Annotated in this window: 24 protein-coding genes; 17 read left to right on the top strand and 7 right to left on the bottom strand. The window is 38.4% G+C overall.

All coding sequences use genetic code 11. The features are described 5' to 3' along the window. Positions 1-5 precede the first annotated feature (5 nt). The 3 genes from FTU92_RS02915 (at position 6) to pcaD (ending at position 2854) form a co-directional block, all read left to right on the top strand. Positions 6-659 carry a 3-oxoacid CoA-transferase subunit B gene (locus FTU92_RS02915; protein ID WP_104851987.1) on the top strand — a complete coding sequence of 218 codons (654 nt, stop codon included), beginning with the start codon at positions 6-8 and terminating at the stop codon, positions 657-659. Positions 660-797: 138 nt separating this feature from the next. Then, positions 798-2003 carry a 3-oxoadipyl-CoA thiolase gene (gene pcaF / locus FTU92_RS02920; protein WP_070155120.1) on the top strand — a complete coding sequence of 402 codons (1206 nt, stop codon included), beginning with the start codon at positions 798-800 and terminating at the stop codon, positions 2001-2003. Positions 2004-2074: 71 nt separating this feature from the next. Next, positions 2075-2854, top strand: a complete 780-nt coding sequence (pcaD, locus tag FTU92_RS02925; protein WP_180095592.1) for a 3-oxoadipate enol-lactonase — start codon at positions 2075-2077, stop codon at positions 2852-2854. 106 nt (positions 2855-2960) lie between these two features. Here pcaD and FTU92_RS02930 read toward each other — a convergent pair whose 3' ends face one another. Beyond that, positions 2961-4130, bottom strand: a complete 1170-nt coding sequence (locus FTU92_RS02930) for a thiolase family protein (protein WP_096901606.1) — start codon at positions 4128-4130, stop codon at positions 2961-2963. Positions 4131-4568: 438 nt separating this feature from the next. Here FTU92_RS02930 and FTU92_RS02935 point away from each other — a divergent pair, with 438 nt between their 5' ends. Further along, entirely contained in the window at positions 4569-5177 is a 609-nt protein-coding gene (locus FTU92_RS02935; protein WP_004973506.1) for a TetR/AcrR family transcriptional regulator, read from the top strand. A gap of 180 nt (positions 5178-5357) precedes the next feature. Here FTU92_RS02935 and cysK read toward each other — a convergent pair whose 3' ends face one another. Next, positions 5358-6356 carry a cysteine synthase A gene (gene cysK / locus FTU92_RS02940; RefSeq protein WP_179988979.1) on the bottom strand — a complete coding sequence of 333 codons (999 nt, stop codon included), beginning with the start codon at positions 6354-6356 and terminating at the stop codon, positions 5358-5360. Between the two features lie 242 nt (positions 6357-6598). Between cysK and plsB the strand changes: the two genes are divergently transcribed. From plsB to FTU92_RS02975, 7 genes are all read left to right on the top strand, one after another. Next, positions 6599-9103, top strand: a complete 2505-nt coding sequence (plsB, locus tag FTU92_RS02945; protein ID WP_096901604.1) for a glycerol-3-phosphate 1-O-acyltransferase PlsB — start codon at positions 6599-6601, stop codon at positions 9101-9103. Positions 9104-9294: 191 nt separating this feature from the next. Further along, a complete protein-coding gene (locus FTU92_RS02950; protein WP_154320733.1) occupies positions 9295-9606 on the top strand; it encodes a metalloregulator ArsR/SmtB family transcription factor in 312 nt (103 codons plus the stop codon). Positions 9607-9724: 118 nt separating this feature from the next. After that, positions 9725-11449 (top strand): SulP family inorganic anion transporter, encoded by a 1725-nt coding sequence (locus tag FTU92_RS02955; protein ID WP_179995730.1) that lies wholly within the window; start codon positions 9725-9727, stop codon positions 11447-11449. A gap of 212 nt (positions 11450-11661) precedes the next feature. Beyond that, the gene (gene sstT, locus FTU92_RS02960) at positions 11662-12858 is read left to right on the top strand and encodes a serine/threonine transporter SstT (protein WP_179988981.1); all 1197 of its coding nucleotides are present in this window, start codon (positions 11662-11664) and stop codon (positions 12856-12858) included. A 37-nt stretch (positions 12859-12895) separates the two neighbouring features. Continuing rightward, positions 12896-13570: a YoaK family protein gene (locus tag FTU92_RS02965; RefSeq protein ID WP_004973496.1), complete on the top strand. Its 675-nt coding sequence runs from the start codon at positions 12896-12898 to the stop codon at positions 13568-13570. A gap of 15 nt (positions 13571-13585) precedes the next feature. Further along, the gene (locus FTU92_RS02970; protein ID WP_004973493.1) at positions 13586-14119 is read left to right on the top strand and encodes a DUF2058 domain-containing protein; all 534 of its coding nucleotides are present in this window, start codon (positions 13586-13588) and stop codon (positions 14117-14119) included. A gap of 273 nt (positions 14120-14392) precedes the next feature. Next, complete coding sequence (locus FTU92_RS02975) at positions 14393-15679, top strand: mechanosensitive ion channel family protein (protein ID WP_096901601.1); 1287 nt, start codon at positions 14393-14395, stop codon at positions 15677-15679. 487 nt (positions 15680-16166) lie between these two features. Here FTU92_RS02975 and FTU92_RS02980 read toward each other — a convergent pair whose 3' ends face one another. Beyond that, entirely contained in the window at positions 16167-16649 is a 483-nt protein-coding gene (locus FTU92_RS02980) for a hypothetical protein (RefSeq protein ID WP_004973490.1), read from the bottom strand. Positions 16650-16879: 230 nt separating this feature from the next. Here FTU92_RS02980 and FTU92_RS02985 point away from each other — a divergent pair, with 230 nt between their 5' ends. Further along, a complete protein-coding gene (locus tag FTU92_RS02985; RefSeq protein WP_207973578.1) occupies positions 16880-18313 on the top strand; it encodes a GGDEF domain-containing protein in 1434 nt (477 codons plus the stop codon). Positions 18314-18364: 51 nt separating this feature from the next. Beyond that, positions 18365-19855 (top strand): amidase, encoded by a 1491-nt coding sequence (locus tag FTU92_RS02990; protein WP_180095594.1) that lies wholly within the window; start codon positions 18365-18367, stop codon positions 19853-19855. Between the two features lie 99 nt (positions 19856-19954). On the opposite strand, the gene FTU92_RS02995 is transcribed toward FTU92_RS02990, so the two are convergent. The 3 genes from FTU92_RS02995 to FTU92_RS03005 all read right to left on the bottom strand — a co-directional run bounded on the left by FTU92_RS02995 (position 19955) and on the right by FTU92_RS03005 (position 22069). After that, complete coding sequence (locus FTU92_RS02995; protein WP_180005958.1) at positions 19955-21136, bottom strand: MFS transporter; 1182 nt, start codon at positions 21134-21136, stop codon at positions 19955-19957. Positions 21137-21325: 189 nt separating this feature from the next. Beyond that, positions 21326-21628, bottom strand: coding sequence for an I78 family peptidase inhibitor (locus FTU92_RS03000; protein WP_180095596.1), 303 nt, complete (start codon positions 21626-21628; stop codon positions 21326-21328). A gap of 135 nt (positions 21629-21763) precedes the next feature. Then, positions 21764-22069: a DUF4298 domain-containing protein gene (locus tag FTU92_RS03005; protein ID WP_154320729.1), complete on the bottom strand. Its 306-nt coding sequence runs from the start codon at positions 22067-22069 to the stop codon at positions 21764-21766. Between the two features lie 265 nt (positions 22070-22334). On the opposite strand from FTU92_RS03005, the gene FTU92_RS03010 reads away from it, so the two are divergent. The 4 genes from FTU92_RS03010 to FTU92_RS03025 are packed head-to-tail and all read left to right on the top strand — an operon-like array spanning position 22335 to position 23739. Then, on the top strand, positions 22335-22688 hold the full coding sequence (locus tag FTU92_RS03010) for a hypothetical protein (protein ID WP_180062597.1): 354 nt from the start codon (positions 22335-22337) through the stop codon (positions 22686-22688). A gap of 5 nt (positions 22689-22693) precedes the next feature. Continuing rightward, positions 22694-23089, top strand: coding sequence for a hypothetical protein (locus tag FTU92_RS03015; RefSeq protein WP_180009214.1), 396 nt, complete (start codon positions 22694-22696; stop codon positions 23087-23089). A gap of 19 nt (positions 23090-23108) precedes the next feature. Further along, positions 23109-23558 carry a hypothetical protein gene (locus tag FTU92_RS03020; RefSeq protein WP_180095598.1) on the top strand — a complete coding sequence of 150 codons (450 nt, stop codon included), beginning with the start codon at positions 23109-23111 and terminating at the stop codon, positions 23556-23558. Between the two features lie 43 nt (positions 23559-23601). Beyond that, positions 23602-23739: a hypothetical protein gene (locus FTU92_RS03025; protein ID WP_158660382.1), complete on the top strand. Its 138-nt coding sequence runs from the start codon at positions 23602-23604 to the stop codon at positions 23737-23739. A gap of 489 nt (positions 23740-24228) precedes the next feature. Here FTU92_RS03025 and FTU92_RS03030 read toward each other — a convergent pair whose 3' ends face one another. Next, positions 24229-24390 (bottom strand): hypothetical protein, encoded by a 162-nt coding sequence (locus tag FTU92_RS03030; RefSeq protein ID WP_004973471.1) that lies wholly within the window; start codon positions 24388-24390, stop codon positions 24229-24231. Positions 24391-24790: the final 400 nt, after the last annotated feature.

Raw genomic sequence — 24790 nt, forward strand, 5'->3', positions numbered from 1 at the left:
ACATCATGAGCTATACCAAATTAACACGTGATCAAATCGCTGAACGTGTGGCACAAGACATTCCAGACGGTGCTTATGTCAACCTCGGCATTGGCTTACCAACTAAAATTTCAAACTACCTGCCTTCAGACAAAGACGTATTCTTACACTCTGAAAACGGTTTATTGGCTTTCGGTCCACCACCTCCTGCAGGTGAAGAAGACCCTGAGTTAATCAACGCAGGTAAAGAATTCGTGACCATGCTAACAGGCGGCTCATTCTTCCATCATGGTGACTCTTTTGCCATGATGCGTGGCGGTCACTTAGACATCGCAGTATTGGGTGCATTCCAAGTGGCTGAAAATGGCGACTTGGCAAACTGGCACACAGGTGCGCCAGATGCGATTCCTGCTGTTGGTGGCGCAATGGACTTAGCCGTTGGTGCGAAAAAAGTCTTTATCACAACCGATCACGTCACCAAAAAAGGTGAACCAAAAATCGTGGCTGAATTGACTTACCCAGCAACTGGCTTGAAATGTGTAGACCGCATTTACACTGACTTATGTGTGATTGACGTAACTCCTGAAGGCATGAAAGTTCTTGAAAAAGTTGAAGGCTTGAGCTTTGAAGAATTACAGTCATTGACTGGTGCAAAGCTGATTGATGCGACTCAGGCTTAATCGTCTTTAAATATAATTTTTAATCCCCCTAAATCCCCCTTTTTCAAAGGGGGACTTCCATCAAGTAATTTTAGGTGGGAATCTCCTCCCTTTTTTAAAGGGAGGTTGGGAGAGATTAAGATATTTGGAAAATAAAATATGAAAAACGCATATATCGTCGATGCCATCCGTACCCCATTTGGTCGTTATGCAGGTGGTTTAGCTCCAGTCCGTGCTGATGACTTAGGCGCATTACCGATCAAAGCACTTATGCAACGCAATCCATCTGTAAACTGGGAACAAGTTGATGACGTGATTTACGGCTGTGCCAACCAAGCAGGTGAAGACAACCGTAACGTGGGTCGTATGTCTGCACTTTTAGCAGGTTTACCGTACCAAGTGCCAGCAACCACTGTAAACCGTTTATGTGGTTCATCGCTAGACGCAATTGCAATGGCCGCACGTGCAATTAAAGCAGGTGAAGCAAACCTGATTATTGCAGGTGGTGTTGAATCAATGAGCCGCGCTCCATTTGTGATGGGTAAATCAGAATCTGCTTATGGTCGTAGTCAAAAAATTGAAGACACCACAATGGGCTGGCGTTTCATTAACCCGAAACTCAAAGAAATGTACGGCGTAGAAACTATGCCGCAAACTGCTGAAAATGTAGCGGAACAGTTCAATATTAACCGTGCCGATCAAGACTTGTTTGCTCTAACCAGCCAACAACGTACTGCTGCTGCACAAGCACGCGGTTTCTTTGACAAAGAAATTATTGCAGTGGAAATTCCACAACGTAAAGGCGAGCCTGTCGTTGTTGCTGCAGACGAACATCCACGTGCATCAACCACAGCAGAAGCATTGGCAAAATTAAAGCCAGTGGTAAAAGCAGACGGTACTGTGACTGCAGGTAACGCGTCAGGTATTAACGATGGTGCGGCTGCCCTACTGATTGCTTCTGAAGAAGCGGTTGCACAACACGGCTTAAAACCACGTGCCAAAATCATTGCTTCAACTGTTGTTGGTGTTGAACCACGTATTATGGGCTTTGGTCCTGCGCCTGCAATCAAAAAATTGTTGGCACAAACAGGTTTGACCATTGAACAAATGGACGTGATTGAACTGAACGAAGCCTTTGCTGCACAAGCATTAGCATGTACTCGTGACTTAGGCATTGAAGATGGTTCAGAGAAAGTCAATCCAAACGGTGGTGCAATTGCTTTAGGTCACCCACTTGGTGCATCTGGTGCGCGTTTAGTCACTACAGCACTGAACCAACTTGAACAAACTGGCGGTAAATACGGTTTATGTTCAATGTGTATTGGTGTTGGTCAAGGTATTGCTTTGATCATTGAACGTGTTTAATCCTCATTAAAAGTCCCCCTTTCATAAAGGGGGATTTAGGGGGATTTATAAGATTAAGGATTTAAAAAAAAATGCCAACTTTTACCTCAAATGATGCGCAAATCAATTACCAAACTTTTGGTGATGCTACAAAACCTGCACTGATTTTTTCAAACTCGCTGGGTACAAACTTCAAAATGTGGCAAGCACAGATTGATTTTTTCCAGCAAGACTTTTTTGTAATTTGCTACGACACACGTGGTCACGGTGCATCATCAGCTCCGCAAGGTCCATATAGCATTGATCAATTGGGTCAAGATGTTGTAAATCTACTCGATCACTTAAATGTTGAAAAAGCGGCATTCTGTGGTATTTCTATGGGCGGTTTAACAGGTCAATGGTTAGCGATTCATCGCCCTGAACGTTTTAATCAGGTGGTGGTGTGTAATACTGCGGCAAAAATTGGTCAAGAACAGGCTTGGAATGACCGTGCCGCATCGGTACGTGAACAAGGTTTACAACCGATTGCTTCGACTGCAGCATCACGCTGGTTTACTGAACCCTTTATCCAAAGCAACGCGACAGTGGTCAACAATCTTCAAAACGACTTGGCAGCTGGCAGCGCCGAAGGTTATGCGAGCTGTTGCGAAGCTTTGGCTAAAGCGGATGTACGTGAACAACTTAAAGACATCACCGTGCCTGTTTTAGTGGTTGCAGGTCAGCAAGACCCTGTGACAACAGTTGTCGATGGTCAATTTATGGTTGAACGTATTGCCAATAGCCAATTGTTTGAAATCAATGCATCGCACATTTCTAACGTAGAATTGCCAAATGAATTTAACCAAGCAGTGAAGCAGTTTATCCAAGCATAAAACTTCATTGTTATTGTTAATAAGTTAAAAGTTAAAAGTTAAAAAAATAGAGTTCTTTCGAGAACTCTATTTTTTATAGATGAATCTGCAGTTAGACGAGCTGGACTTAAACTAACTCCACCGCAATCGCTGTGGCTTCACCACCGCCAATACATAAAGATGCCACGCCTTTTTTCGCGCCTATACGTTGCAATGCATGAATGAGCGTCACAATAATACGTGAACCTGAAGAACCTAGAGGATGCCCCAAAGCACATGCACCACCCTGAATATTCACTTTGGCAGGGTCTAAATCAAAAGCATCTATCGCAAGCATGGTTACCATGGCAAAGGCTTCATTAATTTCCCACAAATCTACATCGGCAACCGACCACCCTGCTTTATCTAGCACTTTTTGAATCGCCCCTACAGGAGCAAGAGTAAACTCAGAAGGATGTTGTGAATGTGTCGCGTATGCCACAACTTTTGCAAGCGGTTTTAAGCCACGCTCTGCCGCAACCACATCTGATGTAATCACCAGAGCAGATGCGCCATCTGAAATAGAGCTGGCATTGGCGGCTGTAATCGTGCCATCTTTTTTAAATGCGGGACGCAAACTGCTAATTTTATCGACTTTGGCATTTAACGGTTGTTCATCCTGATCGACAATCACATCACCTTTACGTGAATGAACAGTGACAGGCACGATTTCATTTTTAAAATAACCGTTTTGAATGGCTTCTACCGCGCGGTTTAAAGAGCGAATTGCGTATTCATCCTGCTGCTCACGGGTATAGTTTTTCTTGTCTGCCATGTCTTGCGCCAGCACGCCCATCGACAAGCCTGTTTCAGCATCTTCTAAACCTTCCTGAAACATGTGGTCTGTGACTTTGCCGTGTCCCATACGGAAACCTGCACGTGCTTTATCTAGCAAATACGGCGCATTCGACATAGATTCCATACCGCCAGCGACCACAATCTGCGCTGAACCTGCCTGAATAGCATCGGCTGCCTGCATAACAGCTTTCATGCCAGAGCCACAAATTTTATTGATGGTGGTTGCACCTGTACTATCGGGTAAACCCGCTTGACGCATCGCCTGACGTGCAGGGCCTTGCTTCAAACCTGCAGGCAATACACAACCAAAAATTACTTCATCAATGTCAGTCCCACTTAAACCTGCACGTGCAACTGCGTGTTGAATTGCAACCGCGCCTAAATCGGGTGCTGTACAACTTGCCAGTGAACCTTGAAAGCCGCCCATTGCGGTACGTACAGCATCTACAATTACAATCATTTTTAGTCCCTTATTACCGTCTTTTTAAAGTGATTACCGTAAAAGCCATGCTTTTTAAAATTACAAATAACATCCCTGTGAGTTAGCAAGTAATTCACGTTAAATGTAAATCAAAAGATGAGCATTGCAATCTCGCAAAGTGCTGAATTGCTATGCTTGATTGATCTTAGACTTTTAGGCCTTGCTTATGAAAAATAGAATAAAAGTTTTAGAAATCCAATTTTATTTCACTAAAATGACCTGTTTGGTTCAGTTTTATTGACAACCGATTTGGCTTATGGATTGTGCTATTTTTCACATGATATTTTTTAAATTCATTGGTTCACTGATGAACATACGTTAAAACTTACCTTTTCAAGACCTTGGTGCTATTTTCAAGTTGCTCAAACTGCACTAGACTCCAACATGCTTAATTGGTTGTAATTGGAATATTGATTGATGACGACTCTACGCCAAGAAAATTTCCGACGTCGTAAAGAGAAAATTTTGGCAATGGCTGAGGTTTTATTACTGGAAAATCATAATGATATTACATTAAGTGAGTTGGCTGCAGAGTTAGATATTGCCAAAGGCACAATTTATAAATATTTCAAAAGTAAAAATCAGCTCTATTTAGAGTTAATTATTTTAAATGAACAGCGTTTATTGGATATTTCCAAACAGTATCACCATAACTTTCAAACTTATGTTTCGCAGTACATGCTGTATAACATGCTTAATTCCAACCGTACGATTTTGCTGCACTCGATTGAAGAACGCTTAACCAATAATGAACGTAAACTAAATGAATTGTTTGAACAGTTATACGATATTCGTGAGCAGCGTATTTTAGAAATTAAGGACATCACCCAAGCCTATTTAGAGTCCTTTAACAGCGCGATGTCGATCCGTGATTATCTGTCTTATATTTGGACAGTAACTTATGGTGCGTCGTTATTACTCAATTCTACCCATTATCAAAAAGCTATTGGGTCACGTGAACGCTTAATCAAGCTATATATTAATCAAGCACTGATGACGCCAGATAAAGTATCTGCGATTGTTTGATTTTTACATAGTTAGCTTCGTTGGATTCATTGCTGATCCCGCTAAATATTAGCGTCTAAGTAGAAAGAAATTTGCTTTTCAGAACGTATTAACTCACCTCATAAATTTATTCTCTAAATAAAAAATCCCAAAGTTCAAACTTTGGGATTTTTCAAATTCTTTTGACTGTCTAAAGACACATCATTCTGCACTAATATCTTCAAATAATACTGAAGATAAATAACGCTCACCACTGTCAGGTAAAATCACCACAATATTTTTATCTGCATTTTCAGGACGTGCCGCCAATTTTGCAGCAGCAGCCATTGCTGCACCACTTGAAATACCGACTAAAATACCTTCTTGGGTTGCTGTTTTACGCGCCCAGTCAATTGCTTCAGCACTTTCAATCGCAATCACTTCATCCACCAAATCTAAATCTAGGTTTTTTGGAATAAAGTTAGCGCCAATCCCCTGAATTTTATGTGGTGCAGGCGTAATGGCTTCACCACGCTTGGCCTGAGCGATAATTGGAGATTCAGCAGGCTCGACTGCAACAGTATGCAATGCCTGACCTTTTACCTTTTTGAAATAACGCGAAATACCAGAAATCGTACCGCCTGTACCTACACCTGCAACAAGAATATCGACCTTGCCGCCTGTTGCTGCCCAAATTTCTGGGCCTGTGGTTTCTTCATGAATTTGCGGATTGGCAGGGTTATTAAACTGCTGCGGCAAATAATAAGTTTCAGGATGTTCGGTTGCCAAACGCTCTGCTTCATCCACCGCGCCTTTCATACCTTTTGCAGGCTCAGTCAGCACCAAATTTGCACCCAACGCTTTCAACACCTTACGGCGCTCAATACTCATGCTTGCAGGCATCGTTAGTGTAATCTCATAACCTTTTGCTGCAGCTACAAATGCCAAAGCGATTCCTGTATTACCACTGGTCGGTTCTACAATATGCATACCTGCTTTTAACACGCCACGTTTTTCAGCATCGGCAATTAAAGCAGCACCAATACGGCATTTCACAGAAAATGCAGGGTTACGGCTTTCCACTTTGGCTAAAACCGTTGCATCGCCAGAAATTAAACGGTTAATGCGTACCAATGGCGTGTTACCAATCGCTTCTGCATTATTGCTATATACGGCAATCCCTAAATTTGCTGGTGTTGAAAAAGCTGCATCTGTGGTCATGATTATTCCCTAAGTTATATCTATATAAACAAAATTTAAATTATCATACCTTTTTATAAAATTTTTGCCGATGTTTCACGAAAATTGTTTTATACAAAAATATGATTAGCTTTCAACAAAATGCGAATTAGAATAAAGAGATGACGACCTCAGTTTAATTGTCGATTTTCTCGGCACTTGGGTTTGAAATTTGCTATTTATTTTTTGACAATAGCAACACATAACAAAATGTAGGGAATGCAATGTCTAATAAACGTTACAGTCAGCTTTATCGTAATTTCACTAAAAAAATCTTAGATAAGATTGTGACGCCACAAGTATTAGGCACGACTGCAGAATTAGAACATCGTGTTGCACAAAGCTCTGAAAAAACACAATTTTGTTATGTGCTGCAAGATGCCTCTCTCAGCAATACCGTATTGATTGATCAGCAGACGCAATCTCGTGGTTTACCTTCTGTGTATGCGCCTTTAAACATTGCCGAGCATCAGGAAGACGATTCCATTTTGGTCTTGCGTGAGAAAAACCCACAGCACAGTGCTTATCACTACTCTGCTAAATTGATTCGACTCATTGAAACCTTAGAGCAACATCCTGAACATGATGTGTTGTTAGTTCCCGTAACTGTACTTTGGGGACGTTCACCCGAATACGAAGACTCTTGGTTTAAAGCATTATTTGCCGATGCATGGTCTACGCCAAACAAGCTTAAACAAACCATTAATATTTCGCTCTATTCACGTGATAACTACATCGAGTTTCATAAAGCAATTTCCTTACGTCAGCTTATTGAACAAGCCACACAACAACAACCACACTTATCGCCTGCGCACTTTATTGAGCAACATCTGGAACACAATTTTAATCAACACAAAGAAGCGATTTTAGGCCCAGACTTATCTGACCGCCGTAATTTGATTCATGCGTTGATGAAAAGTGAAGCAGTACAACAAGCTATTCGTAAAGAAAGTATCGAACAAAAAGTCAGTATGTTTGAAGCAGAAAACCGTGCTAAAAGCTATTTAACTGAAATTGTATCGGACTTTTCTTATTCGACTTTGCGTTTTGCTGAACTGGCACTGACCAAGCTTTGGACACAGCTCTATGATGGCATTGAAGTGCATCACTTTGACACGGTACGCGAACTCGCCAAAGACTATGAAATCGTCTATACCCCTTGTCATCGTAGCCACATCGACTATTTGTTGCTGTCTTATGTGATTTTTAATCGTGGCTTGATGGTGCCGCATATTGCAGCAGGTATTAATTTAAATTTACCAATTGTGGGTCAATTAATGCGTGGTGCAGGTGCGTATTTTATTCGCCGTACTTTCAGCGGCAATGAATTATACACCTCGGTATTTAAAGAATATTTACACAGTTTATTGTCACGCAACACCCCACTCGAATACTTCATTGAAGGTGGACGCTCACGTACAGGTTTATTGTTACCGCCGAAAAAAGGCATGTTGTCGATGACCATTCAAAGCCATTTACGCGGAGCAACCAAACCAATTGCATTTATTCCAACGTATTTTGGTTATGAAAAACTGATTGAAGGCACATCTTATTTAAATGAATTAAACGGCAAACCGAAAGAAGCCGAATCTTTATGGGGTATTTTAAACTCTGCCCGTAAAATTGAAAAAGTCTTTGGTCAGGTCTATGTCAACTTTGGCGAACCTGTATTTTTAGATGATGTTTTAACTGCCAACCAAGCACGCGATGTAAAACTGAACATAAATGATGAACTACCGACCTCTGTGATTCACACGGTAGATCATACTGCGCATGCAATCTTGGAAAATATCAATAAAGCGGTGGTGATTAACCCAATCGCCCTCATCTCTCTGATTTTATTAAATGCCGATCAGCATGCATTGAAACAAGATGAGCTGCTCGCCCGAATTGAACAATATCGACGTTTGCTCAAACAATTGTGCTACGACCCACGTATGATTATTACGGGTTTAAATCCACAAGAAATTATTGAATATGCGCTAAAACTTAAACAAGTTGAGCGTTATAACCAAGATGGTGTAGAACAGATTCGAGTCGCAGAAAGCCAAAAAATCTTATTGAGCTATTTTAGCAATAATATTTTGCACTGCTTTATTTTGCCTGCGTGTGTAGCATTAATTGTGCAGCAGTTTAATGAACAAAATTTAGCATTATCATGCGCAGATTTAATGCAAAAACTGCAGGCGATTTATCCATATTTGAAGCAAGAGTTTTTCTTGGCATGGACGGCGCAAGAACTTTCTCAAGAAATCGAAAAAATTGTGGCGTACTTTATTCAGCAAAATTGGGTTACAGAAGCAAATCTGCAATTACAGCCGAACCCAGCTACACAGCATGAACTCTATGCCTTAGCTGAACTGGCAAAACCAAGTTTAAATAATTTCGTATTGATTCAAGGGCTTTTGCAGCGTTATAGCGCACACATCCCTTTAAATCTGAAAGTTTTGGAAAAAATGACCAAAACCGTATTACAACGCGCTGCAGATTCTGCACAATTTAAGTCTGCATATTATTTTGATAGTGCCACCTTAAAAAGTTTTATCAGCAGTTTAGATCAGCAAGCCTTGTTGCAACACAATGCTGCGCAGATAAGCCTAGATGATACTTTTAGTGCCAAAATGTCTGAATACTTTGCTTGGTATAACCCAGAAATTCACGAGTTATTAGCTGCATCGAGTGAATTTAGTGAGAAAGAATTAAAAAGTTTTGAACAGGTGAAAAAATAGGTTTTATTGTAACTCAGCCACTTTTTTATCAATTTTTTGATTAGAATATCAGGCCATTATTTATGATTGGCTGATATCTTTTCTTAAATGATACTTGTTCTCATATATAAATAATGATTTATGTTATATAATTTATCTTCCACTCCCGCCTAATATATATTGGGTTAGCTGTAAATTAAGAGAATAAAACAATGAACGATGGTCTTGAAATCACATCAATGCGTGAATCTGCGGATACCGTTGTTGGAATTTTAAAATCTTTGGCGAATAGTGACCGTCTTTTAATTCTTTGTCATTTATCTCAACAAGAATTAAACGTATCGCAAATTGAAGAAATAACTCAAATTCATCAGCCTACTTTATCGCAACAATTAATGATGCTGCGTAAAAGTGATGTGGTGAATACCCGCCGTGATGGCAAGCAAATTTTTTATTCAATTAAAGATGAAAAAATGGTGCAGGTACTTAATACCCTATATGCACTTTATTGCCCGCAGGACTAAATGATAATGCCTGTATTATCAGGCATCACCATAAAACTTGAATACTCTCCTGCTATTTCAAAGACTTCTTAGCATTTTTTGTTCATAATATATCTAAATTTATGATTTAGATTTCAGTATGTCAGATTTCAATTCACGTTTGGCTCGTGTACTGCCTGCTTGGCAATGGCTGCGAAAATACAATGCAGAAACATTGAAATCTGATCTGCTGTCTGCGTTTATCGTCATTGCCATGCTTGTACCTCAAGGGATGGCTTATGCCATGCTTGCAGGTTTACCTCCTGTCATGGGTTTATATGCCAGCGTGATCCCCATGATCATGTACGCCTTGGTTGGTGGCAGTCCAACCTTGTCCATTGGCCCAGTCGCCATTATTTCCATGATGACCTTTGCGACGCTCAATCCATTATTTGAAGTCGGCTCGGCAGCTTATATTCAAGCAGCCTGTTTACTTGCTGTGATGGTCGGCATTATTTCGCTACTTTTAGGGATTTTTCGCTTCGGTTTTTTAATTCAACTCATTAGCCATCCTGTTATTAAAAGCTTCATTATTGCCTCTGCATTAATGATTGCGATTGGACAGCTTAAATTTGTGTTAGACATCCCCCTTAAAGCCAATAACTTACCTGAGTTCTTATACAGCTTTTGGAAATATATGGGACAAACCCATTTTTATAGCGTGCTCTTGGGTGTTGCTGCCATTTTATTTCTAATTTATGCCCCTAAAATCATCAACAGTAATGCCATTCGTGAGCGTGTTCGAGGTAGCGGCTTTATCTTAAAAGCCTTGCCATTGGTATTGGTGATCGGTTCAATTGCTTTGGTTTATTCATTGCATTTGCAACAAATCGGCATTAAAACAGTCGGAGAAATTCCTTCAGGATTTCCGCCTATTCAATTCCCTGAATGGAATGCACAACTTGTTCTACAACTCCTTCCTGGCGCAGCCATGATTGCCATGATCAGTTTTGTGGAATCTCTGTCTATTGCGCAAGCCACCGCCTTACAACAACGTAGTCACTTAAATAGCAATCAGGAACTGATTGCACTCGGTTTAGCCAATTTTGGCGCAGGTGTTAGCTCCTCTTTTCCCGTCACAGGCAGTTTGTCGCGTACCGTGGTCAATGCCGATGCAGGTGCAAAAACACCAATGGCAGGTGTATTTACCTCCATCGTGATTGTTATTGTCAGTTTATACTTCACGGGATTTTTCCAAGACTTACCACTGGCTGTTTTGGCTGCAACCATTATTGTTTCAATTTGGAAACTGGTCGAGTTCCAATCTTTTAAAGAAACTTGGCGTTATTCCAAAGCCGATGGTCTGGCCATGTGGGTGACGTTCTTTGGTGTTGTATTCATTGATATTTCGACAGGTTTAATTATTGGGATTGTGTCCACCTTTATTCTAATGTTGTGGCGTATTAGCCGACCACATATTGCGGTAATTGGTTTACTTGAAGGCACACAACATTTTCGTAATATTCAGCGGCATCAAGTGCGTACCGCGCCACACGTGCTATCCATGCGAATTGATGAAAATCTAACCTTTTTAAATGCCAATACTTTAAAAGGCTTTTTTATTAATCAAGTCAGCCAAAACCCTCAGTTAAAGCATGTAGTGGTGAATTGTTCGAGTATTAGCAGTATTGATTTAAGCGCACTCGAAATGCTGGAAGATTTAAATCTTGAACTAAAAAAATTGAATATTTGTCTGCATTTTTCTGAAATTAAAGGCCCGGTAATGGACAAATTACAACACTCAAAACTTTTGCAGCATTTAAATGGAAAAGTTTTTTTTTCACATTATTTAGCCATGCAAGAGCTTGCGCCTGAACTGACTTAAAGATCAAGAAATTGATCTTTAATTTTATCTTTAAAACTGGATGTTCAACACACATACTTTTTGATCAATGAGTACTTTTATCTTGCTGAAATTTAAACAGTTTAATAAATATCACTTTTAAAAATATAGACTTAACTTTTAAATCAAAATTATTTTTAAGCACATGGATATTTCAGTATAAAATAGCCGCTTTTCTTTTACCTTATTTTCGTATGTTTTCAGCTTTTTTGCGTTTGAGTTTAGTCTCCCGAATTATGATTGCAATTGTACTCGGTGTGGCTGTTGCAATTTTATTTCCAGAATCTGCGCCTTATTTAAGCCTTTTGGGTGATTTATTTATTAAAGCCCTAAAGTCTGTTGCGCCAATTTTAGTGTTTATTTTGGTCATGGCATCGATTGCCAATTTTAAAATTGGAAGCAGCAATGCTTATATCAAACCGATTATGCTGATGTATGCGATTGGTATGTTCTTGGCTGCGCTCAGTGCAGTTATTGCAAGTACGCTTTTCCCAAGTACATTATTTTTAGATGTTGCAACACAGTCAGAATTAACCCCGCCGGGCAGTCTTGCTGAAATTTTGAAAAATCTTTTACTTAGTTTTGTTGCTAACCCTGTAGTTGCCATTGCCGAAGCCAACTTTATTGGTATTTTGGCTTGGGCTGTGGCTTTAGGGATTGCCTTCCGCCATGCTACAGAGTCCACCAAAGCATTGTTGAATGATGCAGCCAATGCAGTCAATCGCGTTATTCGCTTGGTGATTAACTTTGCGCCTTTCGGTATTTTTGGCTTGGTTGCCGTGACATTTGCCGATGCAGGCTTGAGCACCTTAGCCAGTTATGCTCAATTATTGGCAGTCTTGTTAGGTACGATGTTCTTTGTCGCGTTGGTCATCAACCCAATCATGGTGGCATTTGTGACCCGCAGCAATCCTTATCCTTTAGTTTTTCAATGCTTACGCGAAAGTGGCATTACTGCTTTCTTTACCCGTAGTTCTGCAGCCAATATCCCTGTCAATTTAGACTTAGCCAAGCGTTTAGGCGTACAGGAATCAACCGCGAGTGTTGCAATTCCGTTAGGTGCAGTAATTAACATGGCAGGCGCATCGGTCACCATTACCGTTTTGACCTTAGCTGCGGTAAATACTTTAGGAATTTCTGTCGATTTTAGCACCATGCTGATTTTATCTGTGGTTGCAACGGTGTCGGCCTGTGGTGCTTCAGGCGTTGCGGGCGGCTCGTTACTGCTGATTCCTGTAGCGTGTGGCTTATTTGGTATTTCTTCAGATATTGCCATGCAAGTTGTTGCAATTGGTATGGTCATTAGCGTATTGCAAGATTCAACCGAAACTGCACTTAACTCATCTACCGATGTGCTATTTACTACTGCGGTTGACCGTGGTTTGAGTTAAGATACAATGCGTTAGGAAACTTACGCAATCATCCATTATGCCTTTTCAAACTTTACCCCTTTGGGTGCAATTTGGTGCTTTTTTTCTAGCCGTCAATGCTGGAATTATTAACGTACTCGGATTGGTGACCGTATTGCACCAGTCCGTTTCGCACATGACTGGTAACGTTAGTATCTTGGCGATGGCGCTAATCGACTGGAAACCAGAAGCCATGATTTTCTTGTTTCTGGTGATTTTGTGCTATGTGATTGGCTCATTTTATAGCGGCGTCATTTTAGGAAATAGCAATTTTCGCTTAGGGCGTCGCTATGGTTTTCCCATGAGTTTGGTGGCTTTTTTTATTTTAATCTGCTGGGTATTATTGCCTTATTTCCCACGTTATGCCCTGCTTTGGGCGTCAGTTGCCATGGGCATACAAAATGCCATGATCAGCTACTATAAAGGCACCATCATCCGCACCACACATTTATCTGGGGTATTGACCGATTTAGGCTTAGCCCTCGGTTATCGAGTGCGGGGCTTACAAGTTGAAAAAAGACGTATTGTTTTACACCTACTGATTTTAATTGGTTTCTTTGTGGGTGGATTACTCGCTGCAGCCATTTATCCTACATTTAAACTGAATTCTTTTCTGGTACCTGCAGGACTCAGCCTAAGTTTGAGTTTGGTGTATTGGATTATTTATTTTCGCTATCGACATCTTCAACATTAAGTTTCGGAAATTATCATGGTTAAAAATGCACTACAGGCACAATTGCTCAAAGCGGGTTTAGTCGATAATAAAAAGGCAAAAAAACTGTCTAAACAAACCTTACACGAACAGCGCACAGGTGAAAGTAAAGATGCTGAAGTGAAAGCCAAAATTGCACAGGCACAGCAAGAAAAACTCGCCAAAGACCAAGCTATTGAGCAAGAAAAGAAAGCCGCTTTACAGGAAAAAGAACTGAAAGCAGCAATTATGCAAATGATTCAGCAGCATAAAATTCGTGATACCGATGGTGAAGTGGCTTATCAGTTTTTAGATGGCAAGATTAAAAAAGTGTATATCAATCAACAAATTTACAATGCACTCGTGGCAGGTAGTTTGGTGATTGCCAAAGAAAATGACAGTTATGCGTTCCTGCCTAAAGCTTTAGCTGAACGTATTAATAGCAAAATGGAAGGCTTTATTATTGTCAATAATGCCGAGAAAAATGAAGCCACGACAGATGAAGAAGATCCATACGCAGCCTATGTGATTCCAGATGATTTAATGTGGTAGATCACGCAAGTATTTATGCAAATATTTATGCTAGGTATCTATTCAAAGCCAGTATCTGTACTGGCTTTTTTATTATGACTGCAACTTGATTGAAAACTTTCAGTAAAAACAAATAATTGAAATGTAGCAAAAAGTTACTCAGCCTTCAAATTTAAACTTTAGTCGATACACTATCTAACAATTTCATACATCAATGAAGAATTAAGGTGAATTGCAGGCCAAAATTCTAAGTGCCGTGCAGACGAAAATCAGCAACCTTAAAGCGAGGACCTTTTGCAAGAATTTAATTTTATTCAAAATATTCAGGAATGGTATAACCAATACCCTTGGTTAGAAATGCTGACCTCACTCAGTATTGTGATTCTACTGGCAATTTTAGCCAACTTTATTGCCAAGCAAATTGTAGTGCGCGGGATTCGCAAACTGATTTCTAAAATGACCTTTGCCAATAGTGAAATTATTTCACAGCATAGTGTCATCCGACGTATTGCCAACATTGTCCCAGCTGTCGTGATTATGAACGGCATCACCACCGTACCGCATTTGTCAGATAAAGTAGAAAGCTTTGTGCAAATGGGTGCGCAAGCCTTTATATTCCTGACCATTGCATTGGCAATTTCTGAATTTTTAAATATTTTTAACCTGTTCTATCAACGCAACCCTAAGTCACGCAACAAGCCAATTAAGGGCTATTTGCAGTTAGTTAAACTCATTATTTATGTGGTCTGTGCCCTCATGATTTTAGGCACTTTCCTGAAAAAAGATGTGTTTACCTTACTCGCAGGTTTTGGTGCGATGGCTGCTGTTTTGATGTTGGTTTTCCAAAATACCATTTTATCTCTAGTGGCTTCGGTACAAATTTCTTCCTACGATATGGTACGGATTGGTGACTGGATTGAAATGCCTTCTTTAAATGCCGATGGTGATGTCATTGATATGTCATTACATACAGTCACCGTGCAAAACTGGGATAAAACCCTGACCACTATTCCAACCAATAAACTCATTACCGATACCTTTAAAAACTGGCGTGGCATGCAGGAAGCTGGTGCCCGACGTATTAAACGTGCCATTTTAATTGATCAAAGTTCTGTGCACTTTATGACTGAACATGAACAAAGCAAACTTAAAGAGTTTTTGTTATTGGATCAATATTTACATAGCAAAAATGAAGAAATTGAGCAGTTTAATCAGCAGTTAGCAAATCAATCACAATACAACCAACGCCGTTTAACCAATTTAGGGACTTTCCGCGCCTATGTTGAGTTTTATCTGAAACAGCATCCTGGCATTAATCAATCTCAGTCATTGATTATTCGTCAACTACAGCCAAGCAGTGAAGGTTTACCACTAGAAATTTATGCCTTTACCAAAACCACTGCATGGAAAGAATATGAAAGTATTCAATCCGATATTTTTGATCATTTGCTGGCAATTATTCCGGAGTTTGGCTTAAAAGTGTATCAAGCCCCATCGGGTTCAGATTTAAAGCAAATTGCTGCACCATTTAAAGCAAGTTCTGTCCAAAGTCTAAATCCTTTAGAAATTGACGAGGCATAATTATGGATTTATTGCTGAGCCATGTGTCGCAAAATGCTTGCATGGCTCAGTAGCCGTTTTTATTTTCAGCAAGACGATAAAATTTTCATTAAATTAAAATGCACTCGTACACTCGTATATGAATAAGAGAAAATAAAGTCTTATTTGTAAGAGCTTTGTTGAAACAAATATCTAACACTATGTTTTAATTATATTTAAATTTCCTCAAACCTTTAAATCACAGCTTGCTCCAAATTTATGTAATAAGGTCATTGCCGGTTGAAAAAGTCTAATGATTCTAAGAATTCACCTAACTTTTCAACTCACTAAAATGTGTCGCTCTTGTTAATTGATTCTGGATTCGAAAAATGATCATCAATAATTCGTCTAATGAAAGATTGAAATTCACTACTTTTGTGCTTTAGCGCTCTAGATGATCAATACACGCGCTACAGGATGAGGGGTACGAGTTTATAAAAGATCTCTAATAGACCAAATAATGAAAAGTTTAAGGCAGGACGCGGTACAACGTCGCAAAACATTGTTCTGCTTTTTCATTACTACAGAAATTAATGGTGTGCGCATTTTTCCATTTTACAAAATATTGTGAAATGTCCCCTGTTTGGTCTTCCTGATATCCAGAACAATCCACTTCATTATTGTCATATTTAACTTGCAAAATTAAAGCCGGTAACGAATTTGCAGGGTCTTGTGAAGGTTGATAATCATATACACCTGCAGACCATTCTTGACCGCTTTTAATCACCACATCGCTATTACTTTTAAAGTTGTAATATTCAATACATTTACGATTATTTGGGATTTGCATGCCCCACAGCCCCACAATTTCTGGACGGGTCACCACACGAAATTTATTGGTCGTTTCTGCTGCTACTGGCGTTAACTTGGCTGAATCTATTGTTGTATTTTCATTCGCAATCGCGCAGACAGAACATAAGCTTAAAACTGTGGTTAGATATATTTTTTTCATACATTTATTTAAAGATATAAACCGTTTAGACAACTTAGCATATTTTTAATCCAAATCTGCAAGCATAAACATAAGACAACAATTTTATTTAACGAAAATGTGACTTAGTTTACATTTAATCGACTTTGTAGGTAATGGTTATTTGATATGATCGCCTTTCTGTTGTGAACGTCACACTCATTCAAGTTTTTTTCTTAATTATCAACCCATTGCAAAAGTGAGTTTAGTACTTGCAAAACTTTAGCATACCGCAAACTATATCTTCGACTCAAAAGCAAATATTTGCCTTTGGACTGCTAGCCGTTGTGGTATTTTTTTCTTGTTTATTGGGTATTTTTACTCGCCCACTTAGCTACTTTTCTTTTTTTTGGCCAAGCAACGCCCTCTTGTTGGGGCTACTCATTCGCTTTCCATCTTTAAAAAGTTTTGGTGGAATTTTGGGTGCTTTTTTTGGCTATATGGGCGCCGATTTGGTCACAGACAATACTTTCCTGATGACGCTAGGTTTAACGCTTTCCAACTTTGTAGCTGTTTTTAGTGGGTTGTTTTTCTTTAATTTTGCCCGCGCTAAACTTCCAGCGAGCAATAATAATGTGTCAGAGCTATATCCACATATTATTGCTGTAACTTTAGGCTGTTTCTTTGGGGCTTTATTTGCCATTCTTCTGCTGCCAAATTTGCCGCACACCTTTATGTTAAAAGAAAATCGTTGGATTGATTTTTTTACTTGGTGGTCTGGTGAAATTTTAAATGCGGTAATTGTCTTACCTTTAATTTTGGCTGCCCCAGGCTGGTCTAAATTCAAAAAACTTATAAATAATCAATATGCTAAAGAAACTCAAATTCAGGATATCTTGCCCTTTTTTGCATTACTGATCTCTATCGCCTGCACCCATATTTTTTATGGACCAGGTGCATTGTTGTATCCATTGGCTGCATTAATTTGGGCAGCTGCCAGCTATCAACTTTTTAATTTGGCACTGATTAATAGCTTGGTCTGTTTAACTCTGTATCACAGCGTCACAGGCTTGTTTATAGATCAAGTGAATTCGAGTTATTTAACCACCATTATTTCTATTCGTGTGGGTTTAATTATTTTAGGTCTTGCCACGTTAATTTTATGTGTGATTAGCCAAAACCGAAATCAGTTGTATAGAGAAGTATTGTATTTGGCAAATCATGACAGTTTAACCGAAACACTGAACCGCCGTAGTTTTACTCAGTTAAGTGAAAAAGCTTTAAAGCATAAAAACAATCATTCATTGTCTTTAATTATGTTAGATATCGACGATTTTAAAAAAATGAATGATCAATATGGGCATTATGTCGGTGACCGTGCTTTGCAACATCTCTCTAACATCGTTAAAAGCAATTTACGTGATCACGATTTATTTTGTCGCATTGGTGGTGAAGAGTTCATTATTTTGCTGAACAATAATAACTTAAATAAAACTCAACGCATTGCAGAACGTATTCGTATGTGTATTGAACATCAAGCGTTAAATTTAGAAAACCTTGAACCCATTCACTTTACAGTAAGCATGGGCGTGTCACATACACACTTACCTACCAATCTCCCTTTACAAGATTTAATTATTCAGGCAGATCAGGCGCTATATCAGGCAAAAATGCAAGGTCGTAATCGGGTCATTCTTGCTTCTTAAACAAAAATAGCATACAACATCAATTTGACAATACAGATTTTCAGGATTGAAATGAAACTTGCAGAATACCTCCAATATGATGCTTTAGGCTTGGCAGAGCTGGTTGCCAAAAAGGATGTTCAGGCCTCAGAATTATTAGATATTGCGTTACAACGTGCTGAACAAACGAATCCACAATTAAATGCCATTATTATTCCTATGCATGAACATGCACGGCAGCGCACACAAACAAAATTAACAGGCCCATTTGCAGGTGTGCCCTTTTTAGTCAAAGACTTATTTCAACAATATGCAGGCTATCCGACTTCATTTGGTTGTCAGGGTTTAAAACGTGCGCATCATCTTGCAGAACAAAATGCAGAAATTGTAAATCGTTGGGAAAATAGCGGAATCGTTACCTTTGGGCGTACCAACACGCCTGAGTTTGGGATTAAAGGGATTACCGAGCCAAATGCTTGGGGTGCGTGTAAAAACCCATGGAATTTGAAACACAATAGTGGTGGTTCTTCTGGTGGTTCTGCGTCTGCTGTTGCAGCAGGTATTGTACCGATTGCAGGGGCAAGTGATGGCGGTGGTTCAATTCGTATTCCTGCATCTTACTGTGGTTTGTTTGGTTTAAAACCAAGTCGTGGACGCACCCCGTGGGGGCCGCAACTCAGTGAAGCCATGCATGGTGCAGCAATGCAACATATTTTAAGTAAAAGTGTACGTGACAGTGCGGCAATGCTCGATGCAACACATGGCGCAGATGGTCATTCACTGTTTAAAATTGAAGCTCCTGAACGCAGTTATTTAGATGCAATTCAGCAAGCGCCAAAAAAATTAAGAATCGCATATTCGACCCAATCTCCGATTGGTACAGCTGTTTCACAAGATGCGATCAATGCCATTCAAAAAACCGTACAGCTTTTAGAATCTTTAGGGCATGAAGTTGTTGAAGACCGTCCGGCTATTGATGGTATGCAATTGGCCAAAGATTTTATTACCACATGGTTTAGCCAATTTGCTTATTTAATTGCTGAAATTCAAACTCGCCTGCCAAATCATTCCGATAATTTTGAGCTCGACTCTTTGGCTTTGGCTGCCTTTGGCGCAAAAACCACGTCAGTAGATTACATTCGCAATTTGAATAATTGGGGGGTATATGTCGCGCAAATGAATCAATTCTTTGAGCGTTATGATTTATACCTCATCCCTGCAACAGCTTCAGTTGCACCGAAAAATGGCGAAGTTAAAACTCCTGCATGGCAAAAACCAATTTTAAAAACACTATTACATGCAGGTAAAGCACATTGGTTAGCGCAAGGTAAATTGGTCGACCGCATTGTCAAAGAAAACCTAAAATGGGTGCCATTTACTCAACTTGCCAATATTACAGGGCTGCCTGCAATGTCTGTGCCTTTGTATTGGAATAAAGATAACTTACCATTGGGTTCGCAGTTTATTGCGCCTTTTGCACGTGAAGATGTGCTTTTACAACTGGCTGTACAACTCGAAGCAGCTCAACCGTGGTGGCAGCAATACGCTAAAATCCGTATTTAATGTAGCAATCAATTAGTAAGAAGCAAGCAAACTATACCCATCCAACTTTGCTTGCTTCTATTTTTGATAAAAGAACGGTATCACTGCAAAATCACCAATCTAGGCTTTGGTATCGCTCGACATTAACTGCGATTCTAATTGCTTTGGCAATCCCCAAATAAAACACAGACCAATCAGTGTAGATAATCCTGCAAAAATAAAAATCCATTCGCCTGAAACAATATCCCAATAATGCCCTGCCAAAATACTCCCCAGTGCAACCCCTAACCCCCACATGGTACTGTAAAGTGCTTGCCCGCGACCTTGTTGCCCTGCAGAAAAGTTTTGAAAAATCACCCGCATGGCAATGATATGAAATAAGCCAAAACTAAAGGCATGAACACTTTGTGCAAAAAATTGCGCAAAAAATATGGATGGAAATAAACCGACAATTACCCAGCGTAAGCCTGTCAAAATTAAACATACAGCAACCAGTGAACGCCAAGACCAACGCTTTAAAAACAAACTTGCGTAGGCAAACATAATAATTTCAGCAATCACTCCGACAGACCACAAGAAACCGATCTGACTTGTGCTAAAGCCTGCCTGACTTAAAAAATTACTGTAGAAACTATAAAATGGCGCATGCGAAAACAGTAAAATCAATTCAATTATAAAAAATGAATAGACTACTGGGCGCTTTAAAATAGGCAATAAGGGTTCAAGTTGTTTTTGTGCAATGGGTGCGGAGCTTGGTTCTTGAATACTGAATGACCATAGAAATGCCAGTAAAGAAATACTGAGTAGCAACATCGGTAACATGGAGATTGGTATAATTTCCAAAATAGCACCTATGCCAAAAACCCCGACAATAAAACCTATAGAGCCCCATTTACGCACTTTGCCATAGAGTTCCGCACGTTTCTCGCCCAACCAAAACAAAGTCACGCCTTCAAATTGTGCCAAAATTGCGTTTTGGAAAAAGCTAAAAATTAGCATGAGTAATGCAACAGACTGAAAGCTATTCGGAACAATAAAAATCAGTAACCAAATACTGGCTTCCATCCAAGTTGCGATGCGCACCAAAAGCATCCGTTTGCCTGATTTATCGGCAATCCATCCCCAAATAAAAGGCGCGAAAAAGCGCGTTAAAATGGCAATAGAAGATAAAACACCAATTTCCTGATAATTAAAGCCCTGATCTTCTAAATACAGGCTCCAAAAAGGCAAAAACGTCCCAACAATTGCGTAGTAGAAAAAGTAGAATCCACCTAAGCGTGTCGATATATTCAAGGCTTGCATCAATGTGTATTTCCTTGATTTTTCAAACACATAAATAAGTGCATTATCTGACCTGATCTAAAATTTTATGACAACCGATATATTAACACTGTAGTCCTTTAATTTTGAGTGATTGGCTGATTAAAACGCAAAACCCTGAAAATCAGAGCAAATTTTCAGGGTAATATTGAGAAAATTTCTTAAAATTGTTTAGCCGCAAGAAGCTTGTAGAATAATTTTAGTTTTCGGATCGACCACCACAGTGACGCGATTCATACGATAATCGATTGTTACAGGCTGACCTGGTGTAACCATTCTCACAATTTCAGCTCGGGTAAGCGCTTTAATTTGTGTTTCAGTCAAACCTGTTTTACCAACTAACTGCGCAGCAGATTCTGGGACACAATTTTGCATGGTCTGTGGCACCTGAGTTTGTTCATTGATAGGCTGATTACTACACGCAGCTAAAGTTGCCACACTTAAAACAGCCAAAACACTATATAACTTTTTCATGTTGATACTCGTTTTTAATTTCTTCAAACCAACTCAAAATAACATAACTGATTAAATATGCAGTAAATTTACTGAATAAAACTGTGATGATAGTTTTATTGATCAAAATAAATTAGATGTAAGTTTGGATTAAGTTTAATTCTCAATCACACTTAAACTCAGTTTCATCCAATCAATTGCATGTTGGCGACGCTCTTCTAAAGCATTCCATAGCGTATCTTGCGATAATATAGAATATTCCCCTTCGCGGCAGCTAAGTTCAGGCGCATTTTCATAATCCTCAAGCCATTGTTCACTTTGATAATAGGCCTGTAATTCTTGCCAGAGCTTTTCTGCAGCTTGCCATTTTTGCTGCGCTTCTCGCATCTGTCGATGTAAATCATGCCATTGCTCATATTGTTGCTGTAAAACCTGAGCATCGTACATTTTATTTTTACTCATAGCTGAAATTCAAAAATTAAGATGACATGAGCGTACAATAATTCAAGATCAAGGAATGTGAGTGTATGTAGGTTTTATTTAAAGAAACATATATTGCTATATTTTTTTGCATTAATTTTTAAAGAAGACAATTCCTGATTTATTTAGTCAACTTTAGCTTCATTACTTTCAGTAAAATTTAGTATAAAAGTGTAATTCCATCTTTTTATCAAAAGTTAAAGTCATTAGTATAAGTTTGCTTCAATTTTTTAGAAAAGGTACAAAAATGAAATATATTTTAGGGGCAACATTACTTGCATTCGGTTTAATGGGATGTAACTCAAATTTAAATAATGAAGTGAGCCAAGAAAAAGTACAAAGTAATGCACCTGCAGAAACACAAGTTATTTATTTTAATGGCCCAAAAGATTTAACCATTGAATTAAAATCTTCAGATAATTTTGAAACTGCAGAAATGGTAGATAATTCAGACACAGTTTATCATTTAAAACGTGCTGTATCTGGTAGCGGTATTTTACTGAGCAATGATGATGGTGTATCTATTCACTTTAAAGGTGGTGAAGGAGTACTTGAGTTAGTCAAAGATCAGCCTATTAATATTACTGAATTTAAAAAATAGATTTTTTGCTGATTTTAGGCATACATAAGGACGAAAGTAATAATACTATTGGTAATTACATAGTCGAAGGCACCAAGCCATCAACTAAAGATAAAGTTATTAATGTTGAAACACAATATTATGAAAATCCAGGACATCATGACTTGAAAGATGGAAATATGCCTTATAACTCTACTAAAGCAATAATTCCTGACAATCATGTAAAATTATGGGAAAACAGTGTAAAAATTGATAGTGATCCAAAAATAGATGGGCAATTGAAAATAAAGATGGGAAGGTCATTTATCATAGGTTTCAAGATGATGGTAATGGCAATTTCCATTGGAATGGTTCGACAAAAGGTATTACGTCCTCAGGAAAGGAACGAAATATCAAGATTTCTGATGTCCCTTCTGACTTGATAAAAATGGTAGATAGCAAATGAATAGAATTGGAAACGATCAAGTTTTTATAGAGTTTGATGGAAATTATCAGAATAGTAATTTCATCCCATTGCGTTTATGTATTGAGGGGGAGTATCTAGGAACTTTAGACTCTCCTACTTATGTGACTAGCTTTATAAATTCACTAAAAAACTCACTAAATGATAATTACTATTATAGCAATGTGATAAATGATGAAAATTGTAAAAAATTTTTCTATCCTAAAGGTTTATTATCTGAGAATTACAGAATCACTTTAGAAGAAACCTTTGATGATTTCAGTAAAAGGGCAGCAAGGAATAATAATACTATTTATTTTACTTGGTTTTTATATGAAGATCATTTTTTTGAATACAAAGATAACATTGTAAATAAGGTAATTTTTTCTAAATGTAAAAGTCTAGATTTACTCAATTTAATAGATGATTTTCTTGAAGTAATTAATTAAGGGGCTGTAGTCGATAAGGCTAAATACCCACCAAAATTAGGAGATGACAACAGCACTCAATGGTCTTTCAGCAGCGATTAGTACAGGGATGGTAACGGTTGCGAAGAAAGGTGGTGGTATTGTTATTGATACTGCTAAAAGTACTAAACGTATTTTAGAGCCTGTAAATTATTTTGTGTAAGTTCGATTTTTTAATCGATCATCGAACGTAATCGTAAATCAGTTCATCGCTAAATGATATAAGTAGCGCTGTTGTGCAATATTGGCATTTGAATACTTTTTATGAGGTTCATTCTTCTTGTAATTCTATTACTGAATAAACCCTAAGTGGCCGACTTGGAATAGGAATGAGTGGTAGGGAACGAATAGGAATAGGTGGTAGGTTTATGCAGGAATATGCACCTTATTTTGATCTTTATAATAAAGGTCACTTTTGTACATAAAAATAATGACTTATCTTAATAAATACTGCGCTAGTCTAAATTTTAGACAAAAAAAATCCCACATGGGAATGTGGGAAAACTAAGAAACTACAGCTATGTTTCGTTCATTTATTTTATCGTCATCTGACCGACAAACAGTGGCATAAAATTACTTTTTTAAGTCTATTTTTCACCTTTAACATATCCCATTGGATCCGCATCGAAGTATACGATTTACACCTAGATCATTATTTCCGATCTAACTCTACTAGACCCTGTCTTGCTTCTGTAATGATCAGCTGAATTTCTTCATTTTGCTTTCTCTTTTGTTCAAAATACACATAAATGCCTAGAGAAAATCCCACAGCTAAAATGATCAGCGTCATCATGATAATTGCATTATGATTCATTATATTTAGCCCCTTTAAACTTCCTCACTATTGTGAGATGCAAGGACTATACACAGCAATAACAAAAATGCTCAATTCTAATAAAGAAAATACACTGTTTTTTTAATTTTATCTAAGAAAAACACTTTATTATTTAACAATATAATAAAAAATAAAATGTAAGACATATTCAAAAAATACGTTAAAATTCAATTATATTTTTTCTATCTGTCCTGATTATATTTTTAAGATGTTTTTAATTAATTTTCTCTATCCCATTTAGAAGTCAGTTAAAATAAAAAATTAACCTAAAAAACATAAACTTATTTAAGGCATTACAAGCCTGTTTGAAAAATGCTAATCGATAAAAACACCAACACAAATATGTGACATAGTTGGCATTTTTAATCAATTCTTCAAT

Origin of the sequence: Acinetobacter sp. YH12205 (assembly GCF_013418125.1) — a bacterium.
Classification (GTDB): Bacteria; Pseudomonadota; Gammaproteobacteria; order Pseudomonadales; family Moraxellaceae; genus Acinetobacter; species Acinetobacter towneri.